This is a genomic window from Sinorhizobium fredii USDA 257 (assembly GCF_000265205.3).
Lineage (GTDB): Bacteria > Pseudomonadota > Alphaproteobacteria > Rhizobiales > Rhizobiaceae > Sinorhizobium > Sinorhizobium fredii_B.
This window is the reverse complement of the sequence record NT_187151.1, coordinates 141,862-155,004: the sequence shown is the minus strand read 5'-3', so window position 1 is coordinate 155,004 and position 13,143 is coordinate 141,862. Positions and strand designations below refer to the sequence as shown.

Annotated in this window: 8 protein-coding genes and 3 pseudogenes; 5 read left to right on the top strand and 6 right to left on the bottom strand. The window is 57.3% G+C overall.

Annotation, left to right across the window (positions count from 1 at the left end; translation table 11 throughout):
- The first annotated feature begins 384 nt into the window (after positions 1-384).
- Complete coding sequence (locus tag USDA257_RS35095) at positions 385-675, top strand: VirK family protein (protein WP_014857679.1); 291 nt, start codon at positions 385-387, stop codon at positions 673-675.
- Positions 676-806: 131 nt separating this feature from the next.
- On the opposite strand, the gene USDA257_RS32025 is transcribed toward USDA257_RS35095, so the two are convergent.
- Positions 807-2,222 (bottom strand): radical SAM family RiPP maturation amino acid epimerase, encoded by a 1,416-nt coding sequence (locus tag USDA257_RS32025; RefSeq protein ID WP_014857678.1) that lies wholly within the window; start codon positions 2,220-2,222, stop codon positions 807-809.
- A gap of 139 nt (positions 2,223-2,361) precedes the next feature.
- On the opposite strand from USDA257_RS32025, the gene USDA257_RS32020 reads away from it, so the two are divergent.
- Positions 2,362-3,195 carry an IS5 family transposase gene (locus USDA257_RS32020; protein ID WP_014327878.1) on the top strand — a complete coding sequence of 278 codons (834 nt, stop codon included), beginning with the start codon at positions 2,362-2,364 and terminating at the stop codon, positions 3,193-3,195.
- Positions 3,196-3,334: 139 nt separating this feature from the next.
- On the opposite strand, the gene USDA257_RS32015 is transcribed toward USDA257_RS32020, so the two are convergent.
- From USDA257_RS32015 to USDA257_RS31990, 5 genes and pseudogenes are all read right to left on the bottom strand, one after another.
- Positions 3,335-3,712: a hypothetical protein gene (locus USDA257_RS32015; RefSeq protein ID WP_014857677.1), complete on the bottom strand. Its 378-nt coding sequence runs from the start codon at positions 3,710-3,712 to the stop codon at positions 3,335-3,337.
- A gap of 720 nt (positions 3,713-4,432) precedes the next feature.
- Positions 4,433-4,804: pseudogene (nifW, locus tag USDA257_RS32010) on the bottom strand (nitrogenase stabilizing/protective protein NifW); the annotation flags it as partial.
- Between the two features lie 163 nt (positions 4,805-4,967).
- On the bottom strand, positions 4,968-6,131 hold the full coding sequence (nifS, locus tag USDA257_RS32005; protein WP_014857675.1) for a cysteine desulfurase NifS: 1,164 nt from the start codon (positions 6,129-6,131) through the stop codon (positions 4,968-4,970).
- 997 nt (positions 6,132-7,128) lie between these two features.
- Entirely contained in the window at positions 7,129-8,997 is a 1,869-nt protein-coding gene (locus USDA257_RS31995) for an extracellular solute-binding protein (RefSeq protein ID WP_015633453.1), read from the bottom strand.
- Between the two features lie 282 nt (positions 8,998-9,279).
- Positions 9,280-9,692, bottom strand: a pseudogene (locus USDA257_RS31990) (C4-dicarboxylate transporter DctA); the annotation flags it as partial.
- A 297-nt stretch (positions 9,693-9,989) separates the two neighbouring features.
- Between USDA257_RS31990 and USDA257_RS31985 the strand changes: the two are divergent.
- The 3 genes and pseudogenes from USDA257_RS31985 to USDA257_RS31975 all read left to right on the top strand — a co-directional run bounded on the left by USDA257_RS31985 (position 9,990) and on the right by USDA257_RS31975 (position 12,996).
- Positions 9,990-11,253: pseudogene (locus tag USDA257_RS31985) on the top strand (transposase).
- A 614-nt stretch (positions 11,254-11,867) separates the two neighbouring features.
- Positions 11,868-12,092, top strand: coding sequence for a hypothetical protein (locus USDA257_RS31980; RefSeq protein ID WP_014857667.1), 225 nt, complete (start codon positions 11,868-11,870; stop codon positions 12,090-12,092).
- A 70-nt stretch (positions 12,093-12,162) separates the two neighbouring features.
- Positions 12,163-12,996, top strand: a complete 834-nt coding sequence (locus tag USDA257_RS31975) for an IS5 family transposase (RefSeq protein ID WP_014327878.1) — start codon at positions 12,163-12,165, stop codon at positions 12,994-12,996.
- Positions 12,997-13,143: the final 147 nt, after the last annotated feature.

The window sequence follows — 13,143 nt, the reverse complement described above, 5'->3', positions numbered from 1 at the left end:
CTGAGATTTCCCATTAGAATAGCGTGGCATTTTGGGTTGAATTCAATTGGGACAAGGATAGCAGTAGACGCGGAGCCTTCTCCACACACGGCTGCCGCATCGAGTGGTATGGGCTGTCGGCAAACTGCTCCGGTCCGAAGCCGCACTCTCACCATGAATCCACCCGCGCCCTGTTTGAAACCGCCGAGCCCCGGTTCGCCCGCAGGGGCCGTGTCAACCGTATAGTCGCTCTAAAGAGGACCACCTGTGAAACATATCGTTGCAACCTTATTCGGGATACTGTTTGCTACAGCTGCCAATGCCGCCGGCGATAGTCATGTACTGGCGAGCTTGAACGCGCGCTGACTACCGGCAAACCGGTGAGTGTGACGGTCGATTTTAGGCATGTGCACTCCGGCGACTGCCGATACACCGTCGACCAAGACGCGTGGAGGCGTTAGCATAGACGGCTATAGGATCACATCTGACGGCACCCTCGCTTTTGCAGATCAGCATTTTACCATAGATCGTGACGGTAAGCCGGTTGTCCAGTTTCTTCGTTACCGGATCCGGCCGGACGGTGGCGCCGAATTCACCATGGTCGTCTTCAATGTGCCCAGTTACGAGCGAAAAGGAACGAGCCTGGTCTATAAGTGCTCAATTGGTCACGGATTGAGCTTCTTCTCTTCACCGTGATCTGGCATGTTGCAGCACGATCGCGCGGGTTCGGGTGGCGGATCGTCCCGGATCGGCGGCTGAAGGTTTTCCTGTGGCACCCGCCCGTGCCATTTGCAGTGGTCCCGATAGGTAAAGGAACCCGCCTGCCGCTATCCTTGAGCTTCTTCAATGCGGTCTTTCATGCCGTCGCTGGTCTGCCAAGCATAGCGGTCACCGAGGTCCTCTTCGATCACGCCGGCCGCGTATAACTGATCGAGCAGGTCGGCGACTGCAAGTACGCTCATTCCATCCGTCGAGGCCCGCATAACCAACTCCGAAACTGTAAAGTTGCCGCACGCGATTAGATGGCCAACCGAGATCGGAGCGTAGTCGAGCACCCGGTGTTCCATGCTTCGCGAGCGGAGATGGAAGCAGCGGTCTCCCGCTGTGTACTCCAGGTCCCTGCGAAAGCGGATCGGCAGGTCGGGGGCTGGGCTCTCGAGCATATGTTGATCAATCATGCTCTTGAGCCCGTCCCGGAACTCGTCAGGCGTCCTGAATGACCGTTGACCCACTATGCGATACCCGAGGGGCCAGCGTTCGCTACCCGGTACCGGCGTCACTAGTTGCAAACGTCTCTGCGGCATATTTACGAGGAAGCCGGAAACACAGGCGATCGTCGTGTGATTGCGCTCCGTCAAGGCGATTGCCTCTTGCCTCGCACTGAGTTTCTCCTTCCGCTTGCGCGCACGCCCCGTGAAAGCCTTTGCGGTCGGGGCGTCCTTGCCCTGCATGATGAGTTCGACCCCTGTCAGTTCTTCAGGCGAAAACGCCCTGTGGATCTGATTGAGATGTGCCGTGCTGAGCACAGAGAAGCGATTCATCGTAGTGCCATAAAGATTGAAGAGGCCGAGCACGCGCCTGGTGAGTGCCTCATCCTTGAGCGGGGCGGCCGTCGTTGTTTGCGGCAATGCGCCCGTGATCTGATAGTAGTCGAAGAGAAAGCGGTCGTACTGCGGGTTGTCCATTGGCTCTGTGGCCCAGTAGCAGAACCCAGTACGAGCTGCCGGGCCAAACACCTCGCTCGCGACACCAACCACGCCGCGCCAAAGCTCTGCATGCTGTTTGCTATACTCGTAATAGCCTTTGAACGGAGCGGCCGAGAGGCCGCAGAACCAGCAACCGACGGTGCACCCTTCCCTCAGCTCGAAAGCGATGATGGGGTGTGTGATCGACGGTGCTGATCCGCCCAATTCGTCATTACAACGCCGAATTTGGCGCTCGCGCCAGGCATGAAAGCGAGGGTTGGTCATTGACATATCGCCATGGTCGCGCAGGAGGTCGCGATGGCGCAACATGTCGCGCATGTACTCGTCCCACATTATCGACAGCGGCCATGGTGCAGACTCCGGCTTGTAGCGGTAAGTAAGATGATCATCGCGCCAGAGCGGCAGTATCTCCAGTGGGTCAACTTCAATGCCATAGCGCTCTGTTACCGCGCGAGGGGCGTCGGCGCTCTCCGAAACCGCGGTGCGGAACTTTATGTCACCAGCCAGCCGTTCCATGAAACGCTTGATGTGCGACAAGGTGCGCCGTTGCTCCGGCGTGCGCCGGTTAAAGATCTGGCGCCAATACTCGCCTTTATAAGAGCCTGACCGAAAAAGAGTTGAGTGAAATCAGCCAGTTGTGATTCTGTTTGTTTGCTTAGGACGAACGGAGACCACAATGGGCTGGACTGATTTCACCCGTCGGCAATATGCCCGACGCGCAAGGCGGTATGCAAGCGATCTGACGGACCGGGAATGGGGATTGATCTCGCCTTGCCTGCCTGGACCGCGGCGGTTGGGCAGGCCGCGCAGCACCGATCTTCGCGAGGTCGTGAATGCGTTGCTTTACATCGCCACGACGGGGTGCCAGTGGCGGATGATGCCCAAGGATTTTCCGCCTTTTACAACTGTCCAGTCCTATTTCTACGAATGGCGAGCGACAGGGTTATGGGGTCGGATCAACCATCATCTTGTGATGGAGGCGCGCGAATTGGAAGGCCGGGAAGCCTCGCCATCTGCTGGCGTGATTGACAGTCAAAGCGTGAAAACCACGGAAAGCGGCGGAATTTCGGGCTATGACGCGGGCAAGAAGATCAAGGGACGGAAGCGTCATATCGTCGTCGACACGCTCGGGTTGATGGTCGGCCTCAGGGTTCACAGCGCCGATATCCAAGATCGCGACGGCGCACCTGCCGTCCTCAAAACCATTCTCAAGCGCTGGCCGTGGCTGAGACATATCTTCGCCGACGGTGGTTATGCCGGACCGAAGCTGAAGGGCGCACTCCAAAAGATCGCTGCCTTCACTCTCCAGATCGTCAAGCGGACCGACAAGGCCAAGGGCTTCGAAGTTCTGCCGCGGCGCTGGGTCGTGGAGCGCACCTTCGCATGGCTTGGCAGATGCCGACGATTGGCTAAGGATTGGGAGAAGTCCATCGCATCAGCCGAGGCTTGGATCACTATCGCCCACATCCGGGTCCTGACACGACGCTTGGCAAGGTACGGATATTGTTGAGACCTTTTCGAGTCAGGCTCTAAGGTGAGCCCTTGAAGCCGTTTCTTGTAGGCCAGATCGCATGTCTCGTTCCCGATGATATTTGCTGTCATGCTCTCTTCGCACCGATCGTCCAAGCCAATGCGCTCCGGTAAAAAAATCAGCTTGAAACATGAACAACAATTACAACAAGTTGAACGACCGCGGCGACGGCGGCGCCCTTTTCAGCCATATGCAACGGCCGCGTGAGTCCATCCGTAACGGGACTATCTAAGGCAGTAGATTGTACAAAGCGCGGCAAGGCCGGAACGCGCGAGCCACGCTTGCTGTTCGCCATCGCGTCGAGCTTCTTGCCAGTAGACTTCCGTCGGCTGTCCAATCGGATGTAGTTTTGAACTTCGTCAAGCGTTATGTTGTAGCCGAGACTCTTTCCGATCGCTACGATTGGTGCAAGACCCGTGGCACTTGGCTTGAGGTTTGCAGGCAGCCTGCCTTTGTCCAAATCGTTGACGAATCGCTCTACGTCAGCTCGCGCCATAGCTAATTCCTTTGCTCATAGTTGCCAATTACACCGCCTCGCTCTTGCCGGCGTGGATGATGCCGTGAACGAGCAAGCGCCGTGCCAACCTAAAAATGTCGTCATTTTGTGCATTTTCAGAGTGCATGCATTGTCAACTTGCCGACCTTTAGTCCCGAACCGGCCAATCGGCCGCTCCGAAATGTAGACATCCGCAAAATTCTTCACTAAGGACAGCGCTCTCTTTTTGCCCGCTCAGTTGCGGATTCCGCCAGTCGATTCATTCAGTGAAACATCGGGATACGCTCAAAAGCGTGACGACGGCGTAGCGGCGTCAGAGAGAAGCGTCGACGAATCACGCACTGCCAAACGGCCGGCACAGCAGGTCGACGACCCCCCGCGGCGGTGGGGAGATCAGAGCTGTATGCGTATCATGGACATGACCCAGGCTCATGCAACCCTGACCGCGACCAGCGCTGAAGCAGGCCGACGGCATCGGGTTGGCACTTTAGGCACCGACGCATTAGCAATGGACGCGCATCTGCGCCGACTCGGTATCAGCGATGTGCATTATGATCTGTCTAGGTTTCGATCGCCTTGGTCTTCCGACCCTTCCATGCACCACGTGCCAACGAGTTTTATTACAACCTGCTAACCGCTTCATTCCAGCGCGTCCGGAGCCGCGACTACTTTGTCGGACTGATGACATCGCTGTGTCGCAACCCCGCCGCAGTCACTGATTTCGGATGGCTGCAAGAGTTCTTCCAATGGTACGAAGACTTGGATCGGCGCAGCAGCTTTGGTCGGCTCGCGATCCTCAAGCACCTTGAAAACACGATGTTTGAGTGGCGACGAAGTTGCAAAGTCCCTGTAAGCGCGCTCGAGTGCGGCGCGCGCACGGGTGGCGGCCGTGCCTGTGGGGAGATCGGAAAAGTCCTCCGCGACCAGATACTGACCCATGCGCTTCATTATGTGGAGCCGTGATGTGTTTAGCACCTTTGGGTCATAGGTGACGCCGAGGGCATCGAAGAACTCCTCGGCGGCCGACAAATCCTTCAGCCAAGTCAGAATGTCAGTGCCATCAGGGGCAAAGGTCGCATCATCATAAGACATTGCATTCTCCTACTGGCCGCGGAATAGCTGCTTTCGTTCCAACACATGGTCCCGGCCCTGCACCCCATGATGACCCTGGGAAGAGCTGTGATCGAGACGCCATCAGTGACGGGTATTCGGACATTCCCAAGCGCTGAAACGATCGTATGTGCCGGCAGAGCGTCTACCCGGCAAATACTGGACGAGATTCACGCAGTTTTTTCACAACTGCGGGTATCACCTGCAACACCCGATCTATATCCTCTTCACAGTTATAGCCTGACAACGAGAAGCGGACTGCTCCGACCGCCTGCCTGTGGGGAGTACCCATGGCTTTTAGAACATGGCTCGTCGATAAAGAACGAGAGGTACAGGCGGTTCCGGAGGAGCAGGCGATGCCATGGCGATTGAGCAGAAACTGCATGGCTTCACCACCGACGCCTTCAAAGGCAATGCTCGTTGTGTTGGGCAACCGCGTCACCGGATCACCCATTACGAAGACTTGGGGGACACGCTCGAGAAGTCCTTTCTCCAATCGATCGCGGAATGATCTTATTATCGCATTGTCCTTGTCCATACAATCCAACGCGAGTTCTGCCGCCTTGCCCAGACCTACTATCCCGGGCGTGTTCTCCGTGCCCGCGCGCCGGTCGCGCTCCTGGTGGCCACCCTTAATGAGTGCGTGAAAGGGCACCCCGCGCTTTATGTAGAGTGCCCCGACGCCCTTCGGGCCATGGAACTTGTGCGCGGAAAGCGACAGCATGTCGATCGCCGTTGATTTCAAGTCAATCGGTAGCTTGCCGACTGCTTGCACCGCATCGGTGTGGAAAATTGCGCCGACTTTTTTGGCCATCTCAGCTAGCTTTACCACAGGAAAGAGCGTTCCCGTCTCGTTGTTGGCCCACATGATCGAAACGATTGCTACACGGTGTGTAAGGGCGTCCTGATAAGCGTCAAGGTCAAGTCGGCCCTGGTGATCCACTGGGACCTTGTGCACCTTGGTGCCGCGTGTCTTCTCCAGATGGGTGCAGAGCGTCAGCACCGCAGGATGCTCGACCGCCGAAGTTACGATCTCAGTGCGCTCAGGCATAGCCTCGAGCCCCGAAAGGATCGCCGCATTGTTGCTTTCGGTCCCGCCCGAGGTAAAGGTGATCTCTGGGTCGAACTTTGCACCGATCAGTGCTTGCAACTGCCTGCGCGCTACGTTAATCGCTGCCCCGGCAGTAGCACCAGCGTCATGCATCGAGGAAGCGTTGCCAAACACATCTGCGAAGAATGGCAGCATCGCCTGGAGAACTTCCGCATCGACGCGCGTCGTTGCGTTGTTGTCGAGATAGATAGGCCTCAAGATAATTCTCCAGCTACCGAAACGACGAAAGGTTTACAAATGGCGATCGTGGCATTGTAGAAGTGCTTTTTGATCCAGCATTACTGTTCTCCCGTGCGTGGCGATCAGCCGAACGATTTGCCGCAGGCTCACCTCTCCCGCGTGTTGAAACGTTGAAGACAAACCCGGGCGAATCCACCCTTGGGATGACGTCCTTGGGATGACGTCCCGGGCCAGGCCGGCCACATGGGGTTGGGGGTCCGAGTCAACAAATATGTTGATCCCATCCTTCTCGATAACAGTGTCGCCCTCGCGCGACTCAGTCTCTAATGCAAAATGGTATATGCACAGCCGTCCGCTTGAACCGTCATATGCATAAGCCATCGGTGGGTTCAGAATCGCGGGAAGGAGCGAGCTTCACTGCACTAACGGCTCTTCCGTTGAGACCTATCATGGATCGTTTCTCCTGGTTCGAAAAGGCCTTTGCAAATCGGTCAAGCACAAACTATGCCAACGAAAAAACGGTTCTGAAACAACACCGAAACTCAAACATCGGTATGACATTTGTCCGATAATGTCGGAAATCGGACATTGTCGAATTAGCCCACACCAAAGAGCGCCTCTGTGCCGCAAACAGGATGCGATGTGATGACTTCGGCGGCGCAGCTCTTCGAAAGCTTGATGGCAGACGGAGGATGCCAGCCATAGCGGCGATTGCTGGCACTTGCCTCACTCTACGATGGCGGCCCGCGTTCGGAGGCAGCGCCATTCGCCAGCGAGATGCTGCAGTGTTGGGCCGGGTGCTGCGATCCGACTCGGACCCCAACGAACGGTGCACCGCGCGACCGAGTGACACTGAATGACGTCAGCGCCCGGGGCTGGCAAAGGACGTCGAAAGCAGGCTATCCTAAAAATTCACTGGCGCGCAGATTGGTCCAGAAGTTGCGCATTTCGGATGAGAACACGGTTGGGCGTGAACTGGAGACGCCCGGCTTCGCCAGAGCTCCCACAAATGCAACTACAGCGAAGCGGGCAAATGACAGGCAGCGCTCTTCGACCACCACACCTCGGGGAAGCCCAGTCCGTATTTCGGCAACTCTTTCGGCCGGGCCAGCGCGTCCCAATAGGCGATTTGGGCGGCCAGCTTGTAATAGAGCGGAATGACGTAATTATGGGCGAGCAGGACGCGATCGAGTGCCTTCGTTGCGGCAACCAGCGTTTCGCGATCCTTTGCGAAGATCACGCGCTCAATCAATGCGTCGACGCCAGGGTCGGAGATGCCGGCATAATTCCTGGAGCCCTGGCGTGTGGCGGCTGCCGATCCCCAGTAGTCCGCCTGTTCGTTTCCGGGGCTCAAGGACTGACCCCAAACTTCCCAGGTCACATCGTAGTCGAAGGCACGCTTGCGATTGGTATATTGCGATGGGTCCACCGTGCGCACGCGCGCTTCGATACCGATCCGCTTCAGGTTCTGCGCATAGGGCAAGGCGACGCGCTCGAATGACGGGCTGCTCAACATGATCTCGAAGGAGAACGGCTTGCCCGTCTCAGTATTCACCATCCGGTTACCGTTGAGCTCGAACCCCGCCTTGTTCAGGAGCTCGATCGCCTTGCGCAGGTTTTCGCGCGCCTTTTGCGGCGTGCCGCCGACCGGGTTGCTATAAGGGGTGGTGAACACTTCGGGCGGCACGAGGTCCTTGACCTCGTTCAGGTTCTTCAGTTCCTTGCCTTCCGGCAGACCGGAGGAAGCGAGTTCTGTGGCGAAGAAGAAGCTGTTCACGCGCTGATACTGATTGTAGAAGATGGTCCGGTTCAGTTCTTCGAAGTCGAGCGCATAGTTCAATGCCTGGCGCACCCTCTCGTCGTCGAAGGGCTTGCGGCGCATGTTCGGCACCATCGCCTGCATCACGGCCGTTGCCCGGAAGGGGTTGGGAATTTCCTCGCGTTTAACGCGGCCATCCTTCACCGCCGGAAAATCGAAGGCCGTAGCCCAGCGCATCGCCTGGTTCTCCCGCCAATAATCGGTGTTGCCGGAGCGGAAGGCCTCGAACTCGACGTCGCGATCGCCAAAAAAGGAATAGGTGATCGAATCGAAATTGTTCTGCCCGACATTGACGTTGAGCGCGACGCCCCAGTAATCGGGCCGGCGCTCATAACGAATGGTCCCGCCGGGGGCGAACGAAGCGATCCGGTAGGGACCTGACCCCATCACCGGTTCAAGCGTCGTTCGCGAAATGTCGCGCGGCTTGCCGTCCGGTCCAGTGCCCTCCCACCAGTGCTTCGGCACAATCCGGATCTGCCCGAGGATATGAGGAAGTTCGTGATTGTTTTTGTCGTCGAAGTGAAAGGTGACGTCCCGATCCCCTGTCTTTTCCGCCTTCACGACATGCCGATAGTAGCTTTGATAGAGCGGGTTCAGTTCCTTCGCCTTGTCGAAGCTGAAGACGACGTCTTCCGGCGTCACCGGCTTGCCGTCGGCCCATTTCGCTTCCTGCCTCAGCCGGAACGTGGCCGAGGAGATGTCGTCGGGGAAGGAAACGCCTTCGGCCAGAAGCCCGTAGGCCGTCGAAATCTCGTCCTCTGACGGTTTCATGAGCGTGTCGAAGACGAAATCCAGGCCGACGGCCGTTTCGCCCTTCACCAGCAGGGGATTGAACGTGTCGAAGGTGCCTGTCTGTGAAAGCCTGAGATCTCCGCCCTTAGGTGCCTCGGGATTCACATAGTCGAACTTTTTGAAGCCGGGCGGATATTTGAGATCATCGACGAGCGACAGTCCGTAGTGCCAGACCGGCTGCTCATGAGCCTCCGCAGCCGGCACCAGTAGTAAGGACATGGCCATGAACGCGGTCGCAAACTTCAGTCTTCCAATGACGCCGATGTCCAGCATCTCGTCCTTTCTCCTTGTTTTTATCCATTCGCCGCCACGGTGTTTGTGGGGCGGCTCCAAGTCGTTGCAGGATCGGCATGCCAGTGGCCGATCGTCCCTAGATATGGGCAATTCACACTCCTCAAAAATTGATTTTCTAAATTCTGTTCATAGCGTCTATGGATATGCGGAGCTTTTTGCCTGGTAGGGTCGCGGCCTGTGTCGCTGTACCCGCTGTCACTTTTTCTGGCGGCGGCGATGACGTGGATGTCGACCAGTGTCGCAAAGTCTTCCTTCGTCGCTGACAAGCGTCGACGGGATAACCAGCATCAGGAAACCGGTCATCAACTGTTCTTGCGCCTTTTCCACACAGCCGGCGACCGCCTCGGCATTGAGCGAGGCCGGATCGATAAGCACTGCCCGCACCCGACTGCATCACGTTGATGACCGCGAGGTGGACGGCAAGTACCAAAGTCGAGGTCAGGTATCAAACTCGCCTTGCCGGCGATGGGACCAACCTTGGCGAGACCGGTTATGCCTGCGATTTCCGTCGCGACCTTCAGGAAGATCACCGGTGCAATGATCATTCCAAGCTTTCCGATGTCCGGATAGAAATATCCAAACAGGATGCCCGCGATCGCTGCCAGAACCTGGGCATAGAGATGGCGATATAAGGGTGGCTTGGCGCGGGTCTCCGCGGAATGCTCAATGGTCATCAGGAGATCCTCCATATGGCGCGCGCCCGGTCGCCTGCCAGGCCGATTTTCCGAAAGCCGACAGCGGCGACTGTCATGTGAAGCTGATGAGCAATGGCCGTGCCAGTTGCCATTAAACCGTCGGCCGTGAAGAACTCGGAAGCCGCTGATTTGACGTAAGAATCGAGGGATCTGCAGATCTTCTAATTGCCGGAAACAGCCGCCGAACGGGCTGTTCCTTGCAAAATCAGTTTGAGGTTTGCCTGGTTGGCGAAGCGTGATTCACTGGGTTTATCGCGGTGAATCGGAGAACCAGGAATGGGTAAACCACGCGAACGGCGCCAAACGGGTGAACAGGATTTATTCCGATCCCGGCTCGACCAGATCATCAATATGAAGCACGAACTGGTGCGTCTGGCGCAGGCTATTGACTGGCCTGTGTTGGAAGGCCGCTTTGGGACGGTCTATTCGGACGGAGCGGGCATGCCGCCATTGCCGACGCGGCTGATGGCGGGCTGGCCATTCTGAAGCACACGTTCAACCTGTCGGACGAGGCGCTGTGCGAGCGCTGGGTGGAGAACCCCTACTTTCAGTACCTGTGCGGCGAGGAGTTCTTTCGGCACGAACTATCGTTCGACCGCTCCTCGATGACGCGCTGGCGGCAGCGCATGGGCGAGGAACGGATCGGCGGGCTCTTGCAGGAGAGCTTGGCCGTGGCAGTCAAGACAGGCGCGATGAAGCCGCAGGATACGCGGCAGGTGATCGTGGACACGACCGTTCAACCGAAGAACGTCATGTTCCCGACGGATGCCAAGCTTATTCACACCAGCGCTACGCTCATGCGAAGCAATTCAAACGGGCCGGCAAGGCGCTGCGCAAGTTGAAGACCTATCTCGGCCGGACCGTTCGCGACATCGAGCGTCAGATCGCCGGCGACGAACAACTCGACGCGATCTTCAAATGGTCGCTTTATCAGGCAAAAACGGTCATCGCGCAGCGGCAACGTCAGCGTGGCCGCAAGATCTACAGCCTGCATGCCGACGAAGTCGAGTGCATTGGTAAAGGCAAGGCGCACAAGCCCTATGAGTTCGGAGTGAAGGTGTCCGTGGCCACAACACTGAACCGTTCAAAGGGCGGGCAGTTCGCCCTGCACGCGACGGCGCTGCCCGGCAATCCCTACGACGGCCATACGCTCGCGACCGTCATTCCGGATATGGAAAAGATGCTTGGCAACGAGCTCTCCCGCATTCTGGCCGATGCTGGATACCGCGGCCATAATGCTCCCGAAAGGCACAAGCTGAGGGTCTTCACCAGTGGCCAGAAGCGCCGCCTCACGCCCCCCATCAAACGCCAGATGCGACGACGATCGGCGGTCGAACCCGTCATTGGACACCTCAAGAGCGAACACAGAATGGACCGGAATTATCTCGCTGGCGAACAGGGGGATGCCGTCAATGCCGTTCTGGCCGCCGCCGGATACAACTTCTCCCTCCTGCTGCGATGGTTCAGGCAGCTTTTGTGTCTGCTCGCCGCACTACTCCTCACGTTCCAGAGCCGACCAATGCCGCAGCAACCTGCCTGAAAGCGAGTTCTTCACGATCGACTAAACCGCAGATCCTGACGCCCGAAGTGCTTACTGTTCTCGACCCGGCCAGCCCCGCCATCCCGGTAACCGGCCACGGCGACATACTGATGGTAGTGCAGGCGATTAGGACGACGCCTCTGACATTATCGCCAAGCTCTTCGCCGCCGACGTGATCCACGAATTTGAGTGCGCGAACACCATCGGTCTGGCACGACGGGACTGCCACCTCACCGCCTTCTGTCCATAATTCTCACCTTTGTCTCAAGGCAAACCTTGGCCGGCAAGAAATGTTATTTGCCTCCATCAAATGACCGCCGAGACATCTTAATCGGCCTCCAGCCAAAGTCCGCAGCCGCTGCATCGATTGTCGATAAAGACCCGGGTGGAGGATAGCGAGATGACTGATTTTTGGCGCCACCGACAGAACTGGCACAAATCTTGAAACTGCTCATTGCGAGGCGGCGGAGCTGCTCATTGCGGCAACAATCCTATGCCTCGACTGCGCCACGTATGAAGATTTCACAATACTATTCAATTGAGTTCTTGCGACAAATGGGCGTTGACGATGTGCAAGATGGTCGCCAGAGCCGCTGTAACGAGAGGAAAGCGAAATGTCCAGGACCGCAGAAAAGCCCTTCGAAACTGTCGAAAACTCGATCGTCGGTCAATCCACGGCAATCAAAAGGGGCGAGCAGTTGACGCATGCTATTGAGTCACAGGAACTGGCCGGATCCGTCTTCAAGTCAACAATGATGGTGGGATTTGAACTGTCGCTGAACACTTTCGCTGCAGTCCAAGCCAACACCTTCGCTAATTTGCACCATCTTAGAGCCTGACCGAAAAAGAGTTGAGTGAAATCAGCCAGTTGTGATTCTGTTTGTTTGCTTAGGACGAACGGAGACCACAATGGGCTGGACTGATTTCACCCGGCGGCAATATGCCCGACGCGCAAGGCGGTATGCAAGCGATCTGACGGACCGGGAATGGGGATTGATCTCGCCTTGCCTGCCTGGACCGCGGCGGTTGGGCAGGCCGCGCAGCACCGATCTTCGCGAGGTCGTGAATGCGTTGCTTTACATCGCCACGACGGGGTGCCAGTGGCGGATGATGCCCAAGGATTTTCCGCCTTTTACAACTGTCCAGTCCTATTTCTACGAATGGCGAGCGACAGGGTTATGGGGTCGGATCAACCATCATCTTGTGATGGAGGCGCGCGAATTGGAAGGCCGGGAAGCCTCGCCATCTGCTGGCGTGATTGACAGTCAAAGCGTGAAAACCACGGAAAGCGGCGGAATTTCGGGCTATGACGCGGGCAAGAAGATCAAGGGACGGAAGCGTCATATCGTCGTCGACACGCTCGGGTTGATGGTCGGCCTCAGGGTTCACAGCGCCGATATCCAAGATCGCGACGGCGCACCTGCCGTCCTCAAAACCATTCTCAAGCGCTGGCCGTGGCTGAGACATATCTTCGCCGACGGTGGTTATGCCGGACCGAAGCTGAAGGGCGCACTCCAAAAGATCGCTGCCTTCACTCTCCAGATCGTCAAGCGGACCGACAAGGCCAAGGGCTTCGAAGTTCTGCCGCGGCGCTGGGTCGTGGAGCGCACCTTCGCATGGCTTGGCAGATGCCGACGATTGGCTAAGGATTGGGAGAAGTCCATCGCATCAGCCGAGGCTTGGATCACTATCGCCCACATCCGGGTCCTGACACGACGCTTGGCAAGGTACGGATATTGTTGAGACCTTTTCGAGTCAGGCTCTGAAAAGATCGCGGTATGAGTACTGCCGTCTTGAAAGTTGGTGCATGACCGTTCACAAGTCCATCAGGATGGCCCCGCCTGACGTGTGCGGCCCATATGCCCGCAACGACCCGCTCTCAGGTGGATC